General features: G+C 64.2%; 18 protein-coding genes and 1 tRNA gene. 9 read left to right on the forward strand and 10 right to left on the reverse strand.

The genetic code is table 11. From position 1 onward, the window contains the following. Positions 1-199: 199 nt before the first annotated feature. The 3 genes from XH85_RS08180 to trxB form a co-directional block, all read right to left on the reverse strand. Complete coding sequence (locus tag XH85_RS08180) at positions 200-1108, reverse strand: 4-hydroxy-tetrahydrodipicolinate synthase family protein (RefSeq protein ID WP_164940244.1); 909 nt, start codon at positions 1106-1108, stop codon at positions 200-202. A gap of 445 nt (positions 1109-1553) precedes the next feature. Continuing rightward, positions 1554-2477, reverse strand: coding sequence for a LysR family transcriptional regulator (locus XH85_RS08185; RefSeq protein WP_027575284.1), 924 nt, complete (start codon positions 2475-2477; stop codon positions 1554-1556). 4 nt (positions 2478-2481) lie between these two features. Beyond that, on the reverse strand, positions 2482-3447 hold the full coding sequence (trxB, locus tag XH85_RS08190) for a thioredoxin-disulfide reductase (RefSeq protein ID WP_128931483.1): 966 nt from the start codon (positions 3445-3447) through the stop codon (positions 2482-2484). A gap of 267 nt (positions 3448-3714) precedes the next feature. On the opposite strand from trxB, the gene XH85_RS08195 reads away from it, so the two are divergent. Beyond that, positions 3715-4194, forward strand: coding sequence for an Lrp/AsnC family transcriptional regulator (locus XH85_RS08195; protein WP_091886563.1), 480 nt, complete (start codon positions 3715-3717; stop codon positions 4192-4194). A gap of 325 nt (positions 4195-4519) precedes the next feature. On the opposite strand, the gene greA is transcribed toward XH85_RS08195, so the two are convergent. From greA to XH85_RS08210, 3 genes are all read right to left on the reverse strand, one after another. Beyond that, positions 4520-4993, reverse strand: coding sequence for a transcription elongation factor GreA (gene greA / locus XH85_RS08200; RefSeq protein ID WP_027525218.1), 474 nt, complete (start codon positions 4991-4993; stop codon positions 4520-4522). Between the two features lie 230 nt (positions 4994-5223). Beyond that, positions 5224-8688, reverse strand: a complete 3465-nt coding sequence (gene carB, locus XH85_RS08205; protein WP_128931484.1) for a carbamoyl-phosphate synthase large subunit — start codon at positions 8686-8688, stop codon at positions 5224-5226. A 141-nt stretch (positions 8689-8829) separates the two neighbouring features. After that, the gene (locus tag XH85_RS08210; RefSeq protein ID WP_128931485.1) at positions 8830-9999 is read right to left on the reverse strand and encodes an MFS transporter; all 1170 of its coding nucleotides are present in this window, start codon (positions 9997-9999) and stop codon (positions 8830-8832) included. A 108-nt stretch (positions 10000-10107) separates the two neighbouring features. Here XH85_RS08210 and XH85_RS08215 point away from each other — a divergent pair, with 108 nt between their 5' ends. Then, a complete protein-coding gene (locus XH85_RS08215) occupies positions 10108-10479 on the forward strand; it encodes an ArsR/SmtB family transcription factor (RefSeq protein WP_128931486.1) in 372 nt (123 codons plus the stop codon). A gap of 237 nt (positions 10480-10716) precedes the next feature. Here the strand turns inward: XH85_RS08215 and XH85_RS44805 are convergent. Further along, positions 10717-10792, reverse strand: a tRNA-OTHER gene (locus XH85_RS44805). 54 nt (positions 10793-10846) lie between these two features. After that, positions 10847-11548, reverse strand: coding sequence for a class I SAM-dependent methyltransferase (locus XH85_RS08220; RefSeq protein WP_128931487.1), 702 nt, complete (start codon positions 11546-11548; stop codon positions 10847-10849). A gap of 115 nt (positions 11549-11663) precedes the next feature. Here XH85_RS08220 and XH85_RS08225 point away from each other — a divergent pair, with 115 nt between their 5' ends. Next, the gene (locus tag XH85_RS08225) at positions 11664-12188 is read left to right on the forward strand and encodes a Dps family protein (protein ID WP_128931488.1); all 525 of its coding nucleotides are present in this window, start codon (positions 11664-11666) and stop codon (positions 12186-12188) included. A 155-nt stretch (positions 12189-12343) separates the two neighbouring features. On the opposite strand, the gene XH85_RS08230 is transcribed toward XH85_RS08225, so the two are convergent. Next, on the reverse strand, positions 12344-12865 hold the full coding sequence (locus XH85_RS08230) for a cupin domain-containing protein (RefSeq protein ID WP_128931489.1): 522 nt from the start codon (positions 12863-12865) through the stop codon (positions 12344-12346). A 198-nt stretch (positions 12866-13063) separates the two neighbouring features. Next, complete coding sequence (gene carA / locus XH85_RS08235; protein WP_091898753.1) at positions 13064-14254, reverse strand: glutamine-hydrolyzing carbamoyl-phosphate synthase small subunit; 1191 nt, start codon at positions 14252-14254, stop codon at positions 13064-13066. A gap of 226 nt (positions 14255-14480) precedes the next feature. Between carA and XH85_RS08240 the strand changes: the two genes are divergently transcribed. The 6 genes from XH85_RS08240 to XH85_RS08265 all read left to right on the forward strand — a co-directional run bounded on the left by XH85_RS08240 (position 14481) and on the right by XH85_RS08265 (position 19005). Further along, positions 14481-14936, forward strand: a complete 456-nt coding sequence (locus XH85_RS08240; protein WP_128931490.1) for a GatB/YqeY domain-containing protein — start codon at positions 14481-14483, stop codon at positions 14934-14936. Between the two features lie 180 nt (positions 14937-15116). After that, a complete protein-coding gene (locus XH85_RS08245; RefSeq protein WP_128937151.1) occupies positions 15117-16727 on the forward strand; it encodes an acyl-CoA synthetase in 1611 nt (536 codons plus the stop codon). Between the two features lie 9 nt (positions 16728-16736). Beyond that, complete coding sequence (locus XH85_RS08250) at positions 16737-17204, forward strand: MarR family winged helix-turn-helix transcriptional regulator (RefSeq protein ID WP_128931491.1); 468 nt, start codon at positions 16737-16739, stop codon at positions 17202-17204. Positions 17205-17286: 82 nt separating this feature from the next. Further along, positions 17287-17655: a YybH family protein gene (locus tag XH85_RS08255; RefSeq protein WP_128931492.1), complete on the forward strand. Its 369-nt coding sequence runs from the start codon at positions 17287-17289 to the stop codon at positions 17653-17655. 2 nt (positions 17656-17657) lie between these two features. Beyond that, positions 17658-18101, forward strand: a complete 444-nt coding sequence (locus tag XH85_RS08260) for a hypothetical protein (RefSeq protein WP_128931493.1) — start codon at positions 17658-17660, stop codon at positions 18099-18101. Between the two features lie 130 nt (positions 18102-18231). Next, the gene (locus XH85_RS08265; RefSeq protein WP_128931494.1) at positions 18232-19005 is read left to right on the forward strand and encodes a DUF2189 domain-containing protein; all 774 of its coding nucleotides are present in this window, start codon (positions 18232-18234) and stop codon (positions 19003-19005) included. The last annotated feature ends 122 nt before the right edge of the window (positions 19006-19127 follow it).

Consider the following 19127-nt stretch of genomic DNA (forward strand, 5'->3'; position numbering starts at 1 on the left):
GTGGGGTGGGATTAACCACGGGCGCCTCTTACCCTCCCCTGGAGGGGGAGGGTCGCTCCGCATGAAGCGAAGCGAAATGCGGAGCGGGGTGGGGTGATCTCTCGACACAGGCAGTGTTCGATGCCGAGAGACCGTCACCCCACCCCGCTCGCGCTGCGCGCGATCGACCCTCCCCCTCCAGGGGAGGGTCAATGAAGCCCTACGCCGCGACCTTCATCCGTCGCTCGATCTCGCGATCGATCGTCGCGGCGAGCTCGCTGCTCACTTCCACCATCGGCAGGCGCACCTCAGGGCTGTCGATCAGGCTTGTCCGCCACAGCCAGTACTTCGCCGGTGCGGGGCTCGGTTCGGCAAACAGCAGCCGCGTCAGCTCCGCGACATCCTGCCAGCGCGCCTGCGCGGCGTCGTGGTTGCCGCGCTTCAGCTCCGCATACACGGCCGCAAATGTCGCGGTCTCGACATGGGCGGACAGCACGATGCCGCCGTCGGCGCCATCGGTGAGCGCCTCGAAATAATTCGCGTCCTCGCCGGTCAGCACGCGAAAATCCTTCGGCCGGTCACGCAGCAGCGCGATCGATTGCTCGCGGCTCGCGCCGCAATCCTTGAGGCCGACGATGTTCTTGTGTTCGGCGAGGCGCAGCAGCGTCTGGTTGGTGATGTTCACCGAGGTGCGATAAGGGATGTTGTAGAGCGCAATCGGCCAGGCGGCGTGATCGGCGAGCGCCTCGAAATGCGCCAGCAGCCCGCGCTGTGACGGCCGCACATAGTAAGGGCTCGCGATCAGGTAGCCGTCGATCGGCCAGTCCGCGGTTTCATCGAGGCGATCCTTCAGCCGCGAGGTGTCCGCGCCTGACAGTCCGAGGCAGATCGGCAAGGTGCGGCGGCCCGCCGCGATCTCGCCGCGGACGATGGCGACGAGGCGCTCGAGTTCAGCCTCGCGCAGCGTCATGCCTTCACCCGAGGTCGCCCCCAGGATGAAGCCGTCGACGGCTTGTGTGCCGTAGTGCCGCGTCAGCCGCCGCAATGATGTCTCGTCGAGACGGCCATCGCGAAATGGCGTCACCAGCGGCAACCACAGCCCGTGCAATTGGTCTCGTAGTCCGGTCATGTTTCCATCTCCTTCTCGGAAAAAACCTGAGACGGAGGGCACATGAAAAAACCCCGTCCAGGCGGCGGGGTTTTCGGGATCAGCTCGCGATGACGAAGTCAGCCTAGCGCGCGCAACATTCCGAGGTCCCCGGATGGGGGCCTTTTTTCGAAACGAGTGCGCACGACTTCGTGATCATTTGCAAATGATGCGAGGTATGCCTGGAACTGTCAATACACGCGGAAGGCGAAGCGCCATTTTGACGAAAAAAAGCCGGACCCGAAGGCCCGGCTTAGGTATTGGCCACGTGAGGCCGACACAATCACCTTCCAAGAGGGATTACTGAACTCCCGCGCCACTGGAGGAGGGGGACAAATGCGCAACGCGAAGGCTCAGCGTGCAAACAGTATGAGCTTGACGAGCGCCCTGCAGCAACAGCCGAGGCCGCATGTCAGTCATGCGGAAATCAGGACGGCCAGCGCTGCGCCTTGCTCACCACGAAGTCGCGGAACACCTGCACGCGTGCGACCGTCTTCAACTCCTCGGGATAGACGAAATAGGTGTCGAGCTGGATCGAATCCGATTCACCGAACAGCTGCACGAGCTTGCTCTGCTCCTCGACGAGGTAGTCGGGCAGGGCGGCGATGCCGAGGCCCTGCTGGCAGGCGCGCACGAGACCGAGGATGTTGTTGACCTTGAAATAGGCTTCGCGCGGACCCGACCCGTTGCGACCGGCTTCGACCAGCCAGTTGCGGTTCTGCAGATGCGGCGCGAAGTTGCCGTCAGCAAGCGTGATGATGCGGTGGGAGTCGAGCTCCTCCAGCGTGCGCGGCGTGCCGAAGCGCTTGATGTATTCCGGCGAGCAATAGGCGTGAAAGCCCATCGCGAACAGCTTGCGCTGGATCAGATCGGGCTGCGTCGGCTTGCGGGTGCGGATCGCGACGTCAGCCTCGCGCATCGACAGGTCGAGCTCCTCATCGGTGACGATCAGCGAGATCCGGATCTCGGGATAGAGCGCAGTGAACTCGCCGAGCCGCGGGATCAGCCAGTTGATGCCGACGCCGGGCGTCGTGGTGATCTTGAGGTCGCCGCTCGGCCGCTCGCGGCTGTCGGTCAGCTTGGCGCGCGCCGCCTGCAGCTGCATGAATACGTCATGCGCAGTGCGGAACAGCAGGTCGCCCTGCTCGGTGAGGATCAGGCCGCGGGCGTGGCGGTGGAACAACGAGACCGAGAGCTCCTGCTCCAGCGCCGAGACCTGGCGTGACACCGCCGATTGCGACAGGCCGAGCTGCTCGCCCGCATGCGTGAAGCTGCCCGCTTCCGCCGCCGCGTGAAACACCTTCAGCTTGTCCCAGTCCATATCCGTAAATCCGTCGCGTGTTCGGGGCATGATTCTATTCCGCTGCGGCGCGCTCGCTGGCGCGCAGGGCCAAGAAACGTTCGGCTTCGAGCGCTGCCATGCAGCCGAGGCCGGCGGCCGTCACGGCCTGGCGATAGGTCTCGTCGGCGACGTCGCCGGCGGCAAACAGGCCGGGCACCGAGGTGGCGGTCGAGTTCGGGGCGACCTCGACATAGCCCGACGGTTTGAGCTTGACCTGGCCTTTGACGAGTTCGGTCGCCGGCGCGTGGCCGATGGCGATGAAGATGCCGTCGGTCTTCAGGTCCCTGAGCGCGCCGGTCTTGACGTTCTTGAGGCGCACATGGGTGACCTTGTTCGGGTTCTCGGTGCCGCAGATCTCGTCGACGGCAGAGTCCCAGACCACCTTGATCTTCGGGTGCTTGAACAAACGCTCCTGCAGGATGCGCTCGGCGCGGAAGTGATCGCGACGATGCACGATGGTCACCTGCGAGGCATGGTTGGTGAGGTACAGGGCTTCCTCGACCGCGCTGTTGCCGCCGCCGACCACCACGACTTCCTTGTTGCGGTAGAAGAAGCCGTCGCAGGTGGCGCAGGCCGAGACGCCGCCGCCCTGGAATTTCCCTTCGGACGGCAGCCCGAGCCAGCGCGCCTGGGCGCCGGTGGCGAGGATGACGGTGTCGGCGAGATAGACGTCGCCGCTGTCGCAGGTCAGGCGGAACGGCCGCTGCGCAGTCTCGAGCTTGGTGACCAGGTCGGTGACGATCGTGGTGCCGACATGGACCGCCTGCTTCTCCATCTGCTCCATCAGCCAGGGGCCCTGGATCACGTCGGCGAAGCCCGGATAGTTCTCGACGTCGGTGGTGATGGTGAGCTGGCCGCCCGGCTGGATGCCCTGGATCAGGATCGGCTCGAGCATCGCACGCGCGGCGTAGATCGCCGCCGTGTAACCGGCGGGGCCGGAGCCAATGATGATGACCTTTGCATGAACAGGAGCGGACATTTCGATGGACGCCTTTCACGGGGGATTTTGCAGCGCGGGCGCGGAACGTGCCGGGAGGCCTCGCGGAGGCGCTGAAATATCAGAGCTAATCTAAGCCTTCTGGTGAGCTATGCAAGAATTGCATTCCCTATCGGCGGATTTTTCCAACAAGGAACAAAAGTCGATTGCGTTGCACGCGCAATAAAATTGCGCTGCGCGCGTGGACTAGGGTATGACGATTGCGACAAACCACCCAATACCGCCGCAAAGGGCAGGAGTTCCAATCACGTGTCGCGGAACCTAGACGAGATCGACCTGAAGATTCTCACCGAGATTCAGGCCGACGGTCGAATCACGAATGTCGAACTGGCCAAGCGCGTCGGCATCTCGCCGCCGCCCTGCCTGCGCCGCGTCCGGGCGCTGGAGGAGGAGGGCTACATCCACGGCTATCGGGGCCTTCTGGACGCCCGCAAGCTAGGCTTCGACGTCACTGTGTTCGCCGCCGTGCACCTGTCCAGCCAGGCCGAGACGGATTTGCGCGCCTTCGAGGAATTCGTCCGCGCCGAGCCCTTGGTGCGGGAATGCTGGATGCTGTCGGGCGAGGTCGATTTCATCCTGAAATGCGTCGCCCCCGACATGGCGACCTTCCAGGATTTCGTCACCCACCTGACCGCCGCGCCCCATGTCCGCAACGTGCGGACGTCGCTGGTGCTGCATAATTCGAAATATGAGGCGGCGGTGCCGTTGGACGTGAAGGGACGAAGGTAACCTCTCTAAGCGTCCCTGCCGTCATCCTGAGGTGCGAGGCATCGGGCGCAAAGCGCCCGATGGGGAGCCTCGAAGGATGCACGGCCCGTATATGTAGCGGCGCGCGGCAACAGTTGGGCCGTCGCCCTTCGAGGGCCGCTGAAGTAGCGGCCACCTCAGGATGACGGTGATGGAATGATGCTCGCTGCATCAACATCGTCATTGCTGTCGATGACGAGTGGAGAGAGCGCGACTTCATCTCGTGCACCGAGCAATGTGCAGACACAAAAAAGGCCGCGCAGCGCGCGGCCTTTTTCGAAACGTCGTCACAGGCAACGGCAAATCCTTACCGCCACTCCACCTTGGTGATCTCATACGCCTTGGCGCCGCCCGGCGTGTTGACCTCGACGGAGGCGCCCTTCTTCTTGCCGATCAGTGCGCGGGCGAGCGGCGAGGTGATGGAGATGCGGCCCTTCTTGGCGTCGGCCTCGACCTCGCCGACGATCTGCCACACCGTCTTCTTCTCGGTGTCCTCGTCGACCAGCGTCACGGTGGCGCCGAACTTGATGGTGTCACCGGAGAGTTTCGAGATGTCGATGATGTCGGCGCGCGCAAGCTTGTCCTCGAGCTCGGCGATGCGGCCTTCATTGTGGGACTGCTCTTCCTTCGCGGCATGATATTCCGCGTTCTCCGACAGGTCTCCGTGCGAGCGCGCCTCCGCGATATGCTCGATGATCCGCGGACGATCCACGGACTGGCGATGCTTCAATTCTTCCCCGAGCGCGGCAAATCCGGCCGAAGTCATCGGAACCTTTTCCATCTTTTCTCTCGTCCTTCGGTCGCGCGCCCCAGAACAGGAATGAGCGCCCAACCTTGATTCGTCGGTCTTTCCGGGGCTCGACACGCGGGCCGCCGGACGTTGACAGATATGGGCTTAGCGTCGGAACAGAACACCCCCATGGCCGGACAGTTCCTCCGGCCATTGTGGCTTCATTGCCAATCACTTAGCGGAAAGCTTGAGCCCCCAAGGCCTTGGCCCCCCGCTAGCGATCAGGTTTCCGAAAAGTAGCTCTGCAGGGTACGAACCTCAAGGTCCCCGCCCAGATAGGCGCGGATGCCCTGCGCGGCCGCCACGGCCCCGGAAAGAGTGGTGTAATACGGCACTTTATGCAAGAGGGCCGCGCGCCGCAGCGAGCGGCTGTCGGCGAGCGCCTGCGGACCTTCGGTGGTGTTTAAGACGAGCTGGACGTCGCCATTGGTGATGGCGTCGACGATGTGCGGCCGGCCCTCCAGCACCTTGTTCACCTTCTCGGTCGGGATGCCCTGATCGGTCAGGAAGCGCTGAGTGCCCGACGTCGCCAGCACCTTGAAGCCGAGCGAATGCAACTCGCGAACGGCGTCGGCGATCCGCGTCTTGTCGCTCTCGCGAACCGAGACGAACACCGTGCCCTTGCGCGGCACCCGCGTGCCGCCGCCGAGCTGGCTCTTGGCGAACGCCACCGCAAACGAGCGGTCGATGCCCATCACTTCGCCGGTCGAACGCATCTCGGGGCCGAGCACCGTGTCGACGCCAGGGAAGCGGGCGAAGGGGAAGACCGATTCCTTGACGCCGACATGCTTGAGCTCTGCCTTCTTCAGCTTGAAGTCGGCGAGCCTCTCGCCGGCCATGATGCGCGCGGCGATCTTTGCGACCGGCGTGCCGATCACCTTGGCGACGAACGGCACCGTGCGCGAGGCGCGCGGATTGACTTCGAGCACGTAGATCTCGCCGTCCTTGATGGCGTATTGCACGTTCATCAGGCCGACCACGTCGAGGCCGAGCGCGAGCTCGCGGGTCTGCCGCTTCAGCTCCTCGATCATCCCGGCATCGAGCGAGTGCGGCGGCAGCGAGCAGGCGCTATCGCCGGAATGGATGCCGGCTTCCTCGATGTGCTCCATGATGCCGACGATGAAAGTGTCCTTGCCGTCGCAGAGGCAGTCGACGTCGACCTCGGTCGCATCCGACAGGTAGCGGTCGAACAGCAGCGGGTTCTTGCCGAGCACGGTGTTGATCTGCCCGGTCTTGTCGTTGGGATAGCGTGCCTTGACGTCGGCCGGCACCAGCTCCGGCAGCGTGCCGAGCAGATAGTCGTTGAGCTGGTTCTCCTCGCGGATGATCTGCATGGCGCGGCCGCCGAGCACATAGGACGGTCGCACCACCAGCGGCAGGCCGAGATCGGCGGAGACGAGCCTCGCCTGCTCGACCGAATAGGCGATGCCGTTCTTCGGCTGCTTGAGCCTGAGCTTGTCGAGCACGCGCTTGAAGCGGTCGCGGTCCTCGGCAAGGTCGATGGCGTCCGGCGAGGTGCCGAGGATCGGCACTTCGGCGGCTTCCAACGCATGCGCCAGCTTCAGCGGGGTCTGACCGCCGAACTGCACGATCACGCCGTGCAGCGTGCCCTTGCTGCGCTCCTTGGCAATGATCTCCAGCACGTCCTCGGCGGTGAGCGGCTCGAAATAGAGCCGGTCGGCAGTGTCGTAGTCGGTCGACACGGTCTCCGGGTTGCAGTTGACCATGATGGATTCGTAGCCGGCGTCATGCAGCGCGAAGCAGGCGTGACAGCAGCAATAGTCGAACTCGATGCCCTGGCCGATGCGGTTCGGCCCGCCGCCGAGGATGATGACCTTCTTCTTGTCAGACGGGGTGCTCTCGTCCGCAGGCGCACCCGCAAACGGCGCCTCATAGGTCGAATACATATAGGCGGTGGGGGAGGCGAACTCGGCCGCGCAGGTGTCGATGCGCTTGTAGACCGGGCGAACGCCGAGCGCGTGGCGCTTCGCCTTGACCTCGGCCTCCGTCGTCTCGGCGAGCACCGCAAGGCGCGCATCAGAGAAGCCCATGGCCTTGAGCGAGCGCATGCCGAAGGCATTGCCAGGAAGGCCGTTCTTGCGAACCTTCTCCTCCATGTCGACGATGCCGCGCATTTCGCCGAGAAACCACGGATCGATCTTGCAGGAGTTGAAGATGTCCTCGTCCGACCAGCCGAGCCGCATGGCCTGGGCGACCTGAAGCAGCCGGTTCGGCGTCGGCGTGCCGAGCGCGGCGCGGATCGCGTTCTTGTCGTCGTCGCGGCCGAGACCTTCGATCTCGATCTCATCGAGGCCGGTCAATCCGGTCTCGAGCCCGCGCAAGGCCTTCTGAAGACTTTCCTGGAAGGTGCGGCCGATCGCCATGACTTCACCGACCGACTTCATCGAGGTCGTCAGCGTGGTCGAAGCACCCGGGAATTTTTCGAAGGCGAAGCGCGGCACCTTGGTGACGACGTAATCGATGGTCGGCTCGAACGAGGCCGGCGTGGCGCCGCCGGTGATGTCGTTGGCGATCTCGTCGAGTGTGTAGCCGACCGCGAGCTTGGCGGCGACCTTGGCGATCGGAAAGCCGGTGGCCTTGGAGGCCAGTGCGGACGAGCGCGACACGCGCGGATTCATCTCGATGACGACCATGCGGCCGTCGTCGGGATTGACGCCGAACTGCACGTTGGAGCCGCCGGTCTCGACCCCGATCTCGCGCAGCACCGCCAGCGAGGCGTCGCGCATGATCTGATATTCCTTGTCGGTCAACGTCAGCGCCGGCGCCACCGTGACGGAATCGCCGGTGTGCACGCCCATCGGATCGAGGTTCTCGATCGAGCAGACGATGATGCAATTGTCCTTCTTGTCGCGCACCACCTCCATCTCGTACTCTTTCCAGCCGAGCACGGATTCTTCGATCAGCACTTCGTTGGTGGGCGATGCATCAAGGCCGCGTTCGATGATGTCGAGGAATTCTTCCTTGTTGTAGGCGATGCCGCCGCCGGTGCCGCCCATCGTGAAGGAGGGGCGGATGATCGCGGGCAGGCCGATCTCGGACAGCGCCATCATCGCCTGGCCCAGCGCATATTCCTGATAGCGCTTGCGGCGGTCGCCTTCGCCGAGCGTCCATTGCCGGTCGAGCTCTTCGAGAGCCGCGCCCGACAGCTTCTCGCGTTCGGCGTGGTATTTGTCGCGGAACGACTTCTTCAGTTCGGACGCGTTGGCGAGCCGCGACTTCGGCGTCTGCAGCCCGATCTTCTCCATGGCGTTGCGGAAGAGCTGGCGGTCCTCGGCCTTGTCGATCGCGTCAGCGGTGGCGCCGATCATCTCGACGTCGAACTTCTCCAGCGTGCCCTGCCGGCGCAGCGACAGCGCACAGTTCAGCGCGGTCTGGCCGCCCATGGTCGGCAGCAGCGCGAAGCCGCCGGGAATGACGTGGCGTTCCTTCTCGATGATCTTGGCGACGATCTCGGGCGTGATCGGCTCGATATAGGTCGCATCGGCCAATTCCGGGTCGGTCATGATGGTGGCCGGGTTGGAATTGACGAGGACGATGCGATAGCCCTCTTCCTTCAGCGTCTTCACCGCCTGTGTGCCCGAATAGTCGAACTCGCAGGCCTGGCCGATCACGATGGGACCGGCGCCGATGATGAGGATGGTCGAGATGTCGGTTCGTTTAGGCATCACCGCTCGCGGGCTGGATTTTGGGCACAAAAAAAGGGCGCGCTTGCCGCGCGTCCCCTTTAGCCGAGAGCGCGGGTTTCCCTCGCGCGCGGGTGGGTCTTAGACCAGTTTTCGGGGCGGCGAAACCCCGAAAAACGCCCATCAACCGGCAATTTTGACCGGTTTTGGCCGCGCCTGCCAGCCGCGGGCGAGGTGCACCAGAAGCGAGGCCGCAACGCTCGTTCCGCCGATCCAGCCGAGGTCGTTGGGCGAGAGGGTGGCCAGCACCGCGCCGCCCAGCGCGCCGCCGATCGCGAAGCCGAGATACATCGCGGAAGCGTTGAGCGAGAGCGCGATCATCGAGGCCTGCGGCTCGATCCGGATGATGCCGGCGATCTGGGCCGGATAGAATGCCCAGCCCGAGAGGCCCCAGAGGAAGATCGCGCCCAGCACCGCATAATGCGCCTGTCCCGGCATCAGCTTCAGGACCAGCGAATGCAGGATCAGCGCGCTCGCCATGCCGGCAAGCCCGAGGGCCGCGGTGGCGAGCGTGCCAAGCCGGTCGGCCAGGACGCCGCCGAGCATGTTGCCGATCGCGGCGGCGCCGCCGAACACCAGCAGCGCCAGGCTGATCTGCGAGGCGTCGAAGCCGAGGCCGCGCAGCGGAATCGCGAAATAGGTGAACACGGTGAAGCCGCCGAGCGCCCAGAGAATGGTGATCGCAAGCGCGACCAGCACGTTGCTGTGACGCGCTACCGCCAGCCGCTCGCTGAGCGAGGCCGTGTTGCGCGGCAGGCCTTTGGGTAGCCCGAGCAGCAGGCCCGCCAGCGCCACCGTGCCGATCAGCGCGACCATGGCGAAAGTTGCGCGCCAGCCGAGCAGGCTGCCGACGAGATTGCCAAGGGGAACGCCGATGACGGTCGCGACCGTGAGGCCCGAGGTGACGAGGGCCACCGCACGTCCGCGCCGTTCGGGCGAGGCGACCGCCACGGACACCGCGAGCGCCGTCGGCATACACAGCCCCGAGCCCAGCGCCATCAGCATGCGCGAGGCCAGCAGCAGGGCGTAGTTGGATGCCACCACCGCGGCGAGGTTACCGGCGATGAAGGTCGTCAGTGCCAGCGCCAGCACGGTGCGGCGGTCGATGTTGTTGAGTGTCACAGCCAAGATCGGCGAGCCCACGGCATAGGTGAGGGCGTAAGCCGTGACCAGTTGCCCGGCGGCCGAGACCGAAATCGTGAGGTCGGTGGCGATCGCGGGCAAAAGCCCTGCAATAACAAAGCCTTCCGTGCCGATCGCGAAGGCCGCCAAGGCCAGCCAGAACACGCTCATGGAGAAATCCTTATGTTCAACGTTTATTGAACTATTGGCTCGGCTGATCCAGGAGTCAATTGGTTCAAGAACTATTGAACATCGCGGCCTTTTCGCTATGATTGATCCATGAGCCGCACGCCCCTTCACCCGACCCGCGAGCAGATCGAGCTGCCGATGGTCCTGGATTGCCTGAGCGATCCGATCCGATTGGCAATCGTCTATCAGCTCGCGCAGCAAAAACGTGTCAGCAGCGAACTCTGTTGTGGCGATTTCAGCGGCCTCGGCGGCAAGTCCAACCTCGCCTATCACTTCGCCAAGCTGCGCGAATGTGGGCTGATGCAGACCCGCGTGGCCGGAACAAACCGCTTCATGCGGCTGCGCCGCGAGGATCTGGACGCGCGCTTCCCCGGCCTGCTCGATGCCGTCATCAGCTCCGCAGCCAGGGACGCCCGCCGGCTTCAGCTCCTGTCCGAGTGCGATGTGATTGAGGCAGATTGAGCCGCGGATACAGTCCGTCTGCGCTTCCGCTTCGTTTCAGCTACGCCGGACACGCTTCGCCGCTGCGCGCCTCACGTGGCTGCGCCACGCCCGTCTTCGCCCTTCGGGCTTCGCCGCGGCAGCCTTCGCTATGAAAGGGCTTGCCTAGCTGAACCCGCCTTCGCTCTGCGAGCTATGGCGAGGCGAGGCGAGGCGAGGCTGGCTTGCCTAGCCGAAGCTGGCGAAGCCAGCGAAGGCTGGAGACCCGGCCTGGATTTGAACCAGGATGAAGAGCGTTGCACCGCCCTCGCGTAGACGCTTCCGCCACCGGGCCAGGGCGATCATTACCGATTGCAGTGCGACAAGCCACAACGGCTGATTGTTATGCTTAACGAACCAGTGGCGGCCGCGCGACGAAGGTCATGCGCCAGCGATTGTGGCCGATATTGCTGTGTGCGCGTTGGACTACGAACCCGGCCGCGGTCAGCTTGGCGGTGATCTCCGCCTCGCTGTAGCGCTGGAGCCCGATGCGCGTGCGCAGCTGGCGGTAATCCGACAGTGCGGTGCTGATCAGCCCGACCAGCGCGTCTTTCAGGAAACCGTGCCGCAGGCCGAAGCCGAGCAGCGCCATCACGTCCCTCACCATGCCGACATTGGGCTGGAGGATATCGCCGAGCACCAGCTTGCCGGAGGGTTTCAGAATCCGGCGGATGTTGAGGAGGGCGGCATCGAGCTCCTCCGGCGTCATGTATTGCGCGACCGAGTTCATCACGACGAGATCGACCGACTGGTCCTGCATCTTGCGGACGTCTTCGAGCGAGCGGACGCGGATCTTGGTGTTCGGGGCGAACCGCGCGATCAGTCGGCCGCGCACCCCGGGCGCGGGCTCCGCCAGGATCAGCTTGCCGCAGGCGGATGCCACCTGGTTCGCCGACAGCGCCTCGCCGCAGGCATAGTCCAGCACTACCGCCTCGGGCGAGGGGATATAACCGATGATGTCCCGCGCAATGATCTGGAAGTGCAAGTCGCGATGCAGCTTGCTGACATAGATCGTATGCGTGGAGTCGTAATAATCGATCCAATCGTCCATGGTACTCGAGGGTCCCGGCCAAATGGTTCCGCTAAAAGGAACCGGCGCTGCCCGCCTTGCGTTAGGGGTGCGACGGCGCGCCGTCAATGTCCGCGTCCTAACAGGAAGGTCTCCCGTGAGCAAAACCAACAACAAGGTCTCGCCCGATCTCGACACTCCCACCGATCTGTCGCCCGATGGGGTCAAGAAGGTCTCGGAGGCGCTCAACGTGCTTCTGGCCGACGCGTTCGCGCTGTATCTGAAGACCAAGAATTTCCACTGGCACATCAGCGGCCGGCATTTCCGCGATTACCATTTGCTGCTCGACGAGCAGTCCGATCAGATCTTCGCCACCACCGACCAGCTCGCCGAGCGCGTCCGCAAGATCGGCGGCACCACGCTGAAGTCGATCGGCCAGGTCGCAAAGCTCCAGACCATCAAGGACAACAACGAGAACTACGTCCCGCCGCGCGAGATGATGCGCGAGCTGATGCAGGACAACAAGCATGTCGCCGCTGCGATGCGCAAGGCACATGACGTCTGCGACGAGGCCGGCGATGTCGCCAGCGCCAGCATCCTCGAAGTCTTCATCGACGAGACCGAGCGCCGCACCTGGTTCCTGTTCGAAGCGACACGGCAGGAGGGCAGCAACGCGGCGTAGGGGATGCAACTGCCGTAGGGTGGGCAAAGGCGCGCCATTGCGCGCCGTGCCCACCATCCATCCTTACGGTCGATGTGTTTGGTGGGCACGCTTCCGCCTTCGCTCTTCGAGCTACGGCGGACTAGTCGCTTTGCCCACGGGCACCTGCGCTTTGGCTACCGCCACAGCCGCATCAACGCGCCATCCTTGCCCGTCACGGGATCAGCTGGCGGCAGCGCCACGTTCGGAATCGTCTTCAGCGCCTTGGCGTGGTTCTCCGGTGTGGCGCGCGTGATCTCCATCTTGGCGCCCGGCGGATAGGCGCCGATCACGCAGAAATCGTCGCTCGCCTTGATGCATTGATGGCCGGTACCGGCCGGCAGGATCGCGACGTCGCCGGCCTTGATCTGTAGCTCCTGGCCATGATCGCCGCCGAAGCGGACGCGAGCGCTGCCGCGCGCAACACCGAGCACCTCGTGCACGGTCGAATGATAGTGCAGATAGTCGAAGACGCCGTTGCGCCATGTGCCGCCCCAGCCGTTCGCTTCGAACAGCTCTTCGATGGTCTCCTCCGGATGCTCCGGATCGAGCTTCACCGCGCTCTGGTAAACCAGGAACGGGAGGATGTTGTTCGGCACGAGCCCGTCATCCTCGAACACGATGGCAAGCGGCTCGGCCTTGTCGCGGACGACGGACATGGCGGGGCTCCGAGAAAAGAACGCGTGCTCGTTCAACCGGAGTCGCCCGCAATGCGTTCCGTTCCTGTCCCAGACGCGATGCAGCGCGAAGCGCTGCTTCGCAGGGCCGGGACCCAGAATGCCCCGGTTCAGCAGCGCATCACGCCGCGAAAAGCGGCGCGCTGCACTGCGCCCGGGGCACGAGAGCCGCAGTGTGCCTCAAGCGCTCTTCTTCTGCCGCATCAGCTCCGCGAAGCGCTGGAACAGATAGTGCGAGTCGCGCGGACCCGGGGATGCCTCGGGGTGGTACTGCACCGAGAACACCGGCTTGCCGTCGAGCTGGATGCCGCAATTGGAGCCGTCGAACAGCGAGATGTGGGTCTGCGTCGCTCCCCTCGGCAGCGTCGTCTCGTCCACGGCAAAGCCGTGGTTCATCGAAGTGATTTCGACCTTGCCAGTGGTCTCATCCTTGACGGGATGATTGGCGCCGTGATGGCCCTGATGCATCTTCTTGGTCTTGGCGCCGACGGCGAGGCCGAGCATCTGGTGGCCGAGGCAAATGCCGAAGGTCGGCGTGCCCGACTTGATCACGTCCCGGATGACTGGCACGGCATATTTGCCTGTGGCGGCGGGATCGCCAGGGCCGTTCGACAGAAACACGCCGTCCGGCTTCATCGCCAAAATGTCTTCGGACGAGGTCGTCGCCGGCACCACCGTCACCTTGCAGCCGACGCCGGCGAGCAGGCGCAGGATGTTGCGCTTGATGCCATAGTCGATGGCGACGACGTTGAACTCCGGCTCGTCCTGGCGGCCAAAGCCCTTGTCCCACAGCCAGGGCGTCTCGTCCCAGGTGAAGCGCTGGCCGGAGGTGACCATCGGCACGAGGTCCATGCCTTCGAGGCCCGGCCATTCGCGCGCCTCTTCCTTGAGGCCATGCAGGTCGAACTCGCCGGTCCTGGAATGGGCGATCACGGCGTTGGGCATGCCCTTCGAGCGGATCAGCGCGGTCAGCGCGCGGGTATCGATGCCGGAGAGGCCGATGATGCCGCGGGCCCTCAGCCACTGGTCGAGATGCTTGGTGGCGCGGTAGTTTGAGGGATCGGTGATCGCGGTGCGCAGGATCACGCCGCGCGCGCCGGGCGTCGCCGCCATGTTCACCGTCTCGATGTCGTCCTCATTGGTGCCGACATTGCCGATATGCGGGAAGGTGAAGGTGATGAGCTGGCCGGCATAGGAGGGATCGGTCAAAATCTCCTCATAGCCGGTCATCGCGGTGTTGAAGCAGACTTCACCGACGGCGTGGCCTTCGGCGCCGAGACCAAAGCCTTCGAGCACCGTGCCATCGGCAAGCACGAGGAGCGCGGTCGGTTTGTGGTCCGGCCAGGCGGGATCGTTGTCATGTTGTGTCATGAGCGCGTTTCATAGTCTGCGCAAACGCCGCCGTCAAAGCGGGAGAGGCCGGATTCACATGCGTTTTTGCATATTTGGCGGGCGGCTTCAGGTACTTAAGCCGGAACTGGCAATTTTGAGCCATTTCGAGCCCTGGCAAGGAAACAATGCACCGGCGCCCGGTCCGGTATGGCCTCTTGCCCGCGAACGGCTTAGATCAGGCGCGACAGATTGAGAGGATCCGACCATGCTGCGCGACGACATCAACAATGCGGTCAAGGAGGCCATGAAGGCCAAGGACGAGCGCAAGCTGTCCACGCTGCGCATGGTCAACTCGACCATCAAGAATGCCGACATCGACGCTCGCGGCAGCGGCAAGCCGCCGCTGTCGGACGCCGACATCCTCGCCGTGCTGCAGAAGATGATCAAGCAGCGCCAGGAGGCGGTCGAGCTCTACGACAAGGGCGGCCGCGCCGAGCTCGCCGCCCAGGAGCGCGAGGAGATCGCGGTGATCTCGGCGTACCTGCCGAAGCAGATGTCGGACGACGAGGTGAAAAAGGCGATCGCGGATGCGATCGCTGAAACGGGCGCCGCCGGCATGAAGGACATGGGCAAGGTGATCGCGGTATTGCGAGCGAAATACGCCGGACAGATGGATTTCGGCAAGGCGTCCGGCCTGGTGAAGGCCGCGCTGTCGGGCTAGCTCGTTCTTCCCCTCTTTCCTTTGTGGAGAGGGTGGCATAGGCGGCCTTCGGCTGCCGATGCTTCGCGCGTCATGCCCGGGCTTGTCCCAGGCATCCATAGCCTTAAACTGGTGGCAACGAACAAGAACGTGGCTGGCCGGGACAAGCCCGGCCATGACGCCGACCGCGGAAACGACCCCATGCTCACCGAAGCCGCAACCTACGACGAGCTCTATCGCAATTTCCGCTGGGACATCCCCGCGCGCTTCAACATGGCGGAGGCGTGCTGCGATCGTCATGCCGATGGCACCGGCCGGCTCGCGCTGATCTATGTCGACGACAACGGCGCCACCACGCGCACGTCCTTTGACGAGGTCGCCGAGATGTCGCGCCGCTTCGCCAATGTGCTGACGGCGGATGGACTTGCGCGCGGCGACCGCGTCGCGGTGTTCCTGTCGCAGTCGCTGGAGCTGCCGATCGTGCACATGGCGGCGTTCCGCGCAGGCCTGATCTCGATCCCGCTGTTCGCGCTGTTCGGCGAGGACGCGCTGGAATTCCGCCTGTCGAATTCCGAGGCCAAGGCGATCGTCACGGACGAGGGCGGCTGGGACAAGCTTGCAAAGATCCGCGATCGCCTGCCGGAGCTGAAGAATGTCTATGTCGTCGGCGCGCGCGCACCTGAGGACGCGAAATCATTCTGGGACGCGGTCAAGGCAGCCTCGCCCGACTTCACGCGGGTCGATACCTCCGCCGATGATCCCGCGCTGATCATCTATACCTCGGGCACGACCGGAAACCCCAAGGGCGCCCTGCATGCGCACCGCGTCGTGCTCGGCCATCTGCCGAACGTCGAGATGTGCCACAACTTCCTGCCGCGCCCCGGCGATCTCATGTGGACGCCGGCGGACTGGGCCTGGATCGGCGGCCTCGTCAATGGCCTGCTGGCGTTCTGGTATCACGGCATTCCCCTGGTCGGCCATCGTGCGCGCAAATTCGAGCCGCAGGCGGCGATGCAGATGATGGCGGACCTCGGCGTGCGCAACGTCTTCCTGCCGCCGACCGCATTGAAGCTGATGCGGCAGGCCGGTGTGAAACATCCAGGTGTGAAGCTGCGCAGCATTTTTACCGGCGGCGAGTCTCTGGGTGGCGAATTGCTCGGCTGGGTGCGCGACACCTTCGGCATCGATGCGCACGAAGTCTTCGGCCAGACCGAGTGCAATCTGGTGATCGGCAGCAACTCCAACCTGTTCCCGATCCGCCCCGGCGCGATGGGCAAGGCGACGCCGGGCTTCGACGTCCGCATCGTCAACGACAAGGGCGAAGAGCAGAAGCGCGGTCAGCGCGGCATCATCGGCGTGCGCCAGCCATGTCCCGTCACCATGCTCGAATATTGGCGCAACCCGGAGGCGACTGCGAAGAAATATGCCGGCGAATTCCTGCTCACCGGCGATCTCGGCGTGCAGGATGAGGAGGGCTATTTCTGGTATGTCAGCCGCGAGGACGACGTCATCACCACCGCCGGCTATCGCGTCGGCCCGTCCGAGATCGAACACACGCTGATGAAGCATCCGTCGGTGGCGATGGCCGCCGTGGTCGGCATTCCCGATCCGATCCGCACCGAATCGATCAAGGCCTGGATCGTGCTGCGCCCCGGCTTTACCGGCAGCGACGCGCTTGCGCGAGAAATCCAGGAGTTCGTGAAGGTGCAACTCGCCGCTCACGAATATCCGCGCTTCGTCGCGTTCGCGGAGACGCTGCCGATGACCGCCACCGGCAAGGTGCTGCGGCGCGAGCTGCGGGCGAAGGGTTAGCTTCCGACAATGGCAAAGACGTCTCAAGCCGCGGGGCTTCTCCGCGCCTCACTGCCGAAGCTGCACGATCTGGATGCGGCGCTGGAGCTGATGTATTACGGCTGGCGCGGCATGACGCTGGAGGCCGACGCATATCTTGCGAAGCAGGGCCTGTCGCGTCCGCACCACCGCATCCTCTACGTGGTGGCGCGCCGGCCCGATATCGCGATCGGGTCGCTGATCGAGATCCTCGGCATTTCCAAGCAAGCCCTCAACCGGCCGCTCAACCTGCTGCTGGAGCGCAAGCTCGTGACGTCGAAGCGCTCGCCCGAGCAGCATCGCTCGAAACTGCTGCGCCTCACGACGGCGGGACAACGCATCGAGCAAAGGGCATCGGACCACGAACGCAAGGTGCTGCGCGAAGCGTTCGACCGCGTCGGCGCGCCGGGTACGGTGGCATGGATGGGCGTCATGGAGGCGATCGCCGACAACAACTGATCGAAACTTCAAGTCAATATAGTTGACATGATGTTCTGGCTTTGCCATTTTCCCGGCCAACGAGCCAGGGAGGGCGCCGATCATGGGTGCACAGGCAATGAATCGCGCGACCATCGAACGCTTTGTCGCGGCATGGTGCGCGAGCTGGTGCAGGGTCGATATCGATGCGGTCGTCGCGCATTTTGCCGACAATGCGCAGATGCGCAGTCCTCTTGCTCTTACACTGACGGGCTCTCCACTCGTCACGGGCGCCGAGAACATCCGCGCCTATTGGCGGAAGGCCTATGGCCACATCGAGAGCGCCGACCTGAAGATCCTGGGCTGGAGCTGGGATGAGGCGATCGCGCGACTGACCGTGTGGTGGCAGCTTGGCGACACACGCGCCAGCGAGTTCATGGACTTCGACGATGCGGGCCGTGTGGTGCGCAGCGAAGCTTTTTACGGAAAATAGTCATGCGCTTTTCGGATATCGTCCTGCTCCTCAACACGCTCTGGTTCGTCGGCGCCTTCGTCCAGTTCAGCATCGCCCAGCGCAACACGCTGAAGATCCTGCTGCCGCGGGAAGAGCGCAGCAATCCGATCGCACCGACCCTGGCGGCCAGCGTCGCGTTCCTCGGCGGGATGAATTTACCGATCGGACTGTTGTCGTTCTATCTTTTGGCCGCGCGTCCGTCCTTCTTCCAGCCGGTCGAAGCCCAGCTCGCGCTGTTCCTGTTCTTCGCCGCCTGCCATTTCAGCCAGTTCGCCTACAACGTTCCGGTGCTGATGCGCGGCGGCCGCGTCGGGGTGGCCTACTGGCCCGTGCTGAAAGGCCCGATGCTCAGGATCTTCGTCATCGATGCGGCTCTGTTCGTGGCAAATCTCGGTGTGGCGCTGCTGCTCACATCGCGCGCCTGACAAGCGCTACGTTTTCCGGTGGCGGATGGCGGTATCAGCCGACCGTCAACTCTTCCAATGCAAGGATCGCGAGAGCGAGCTAACATCAGCCCAACAACACGCGGCGAAGATCGCGTGAGGGAGGAAGCTGATGTCCATCTCGGGCAAGGTTGATCCGGTGGTGCGTCCCGTTGCGGCGACCGACATCGCCGAGGCGCTGGTCGAGGGCCTGCGCGATTTCCAGGCGCTGCCGCTCTACGGCGTCTGCTTCGGCGCGCTCTATGCCGCCGGCGGCATCGTCATCATGCTGTGCCTCACCGCCTTCGGCATGGTCTATCTGGTCTATCCCCTGGCGGCGGGCTTCGCGCTGATCGGACCGTTCGTCGCGATCGGTCTCTATGAGGTCAGCCGCCGCCGCGAGCGCGGCGAGCCGGTCTCCTTCGGCGCGATCTGGTCTGCGGTGCGCTCGCGCAGCGAAATCGGCTGGATGGCGTTCGTGACGCTGTTCGTGTTCGTGGTCTGGATGTACCAGGTGCGGCTCCTGATCGCGCTGCTGCTCGGCCTGCATGCCTCGTTCTCGAGCCTTCAGGAATTCATGACGGTGGTGTTGACGACCAACGAGGGCTTACTGTTCCTCGCCATCGGCAACGCGGTCGGTGCCGTGCTGTCGCTGATCCTGTTTTCGCTGACCGTGGTGTCGTTTCCGCTGCTGCTCGACCGCGACGTCGATTTCGTCACGGCCATGGTGACGAGCGTGCGCGCGGTGGTGATGAGCCCGCTGCCGATGATCTCATGGGCCGCGGTGATCGTGATGCTGCTGATCGTCTCGGCGCTGCCTTATTTTCTCGGCTTGATCGTGACGCTACCGGTGCTGGGGCATGCGACCTGGCATCTCTATCGGCGGCTTGTGGTGCCGATTCCATAGTCGTCCTGGCGAAAGCCAGGACCCATTACCCCGGGGAGCAGTTTGGCGCGGACTGGTCATGACCAGCCTTCGTCAAATCGGCTTTGGTGGCAATGGGTCCTGGATCTGCGCGCCGCTTCGCG

This window comes from Bradyrhizobium zhanjiangense (genome assembly GCF_004114935.1).
GTDB classification, from domain to species: domain Bacteria; phylum Pseudomonadota; class Alphaproteobacteria; order Rhizobiales; family Xanthobacteraceae; genus Bradyrhizobium; species Bradyrhizobium zhanjiangense.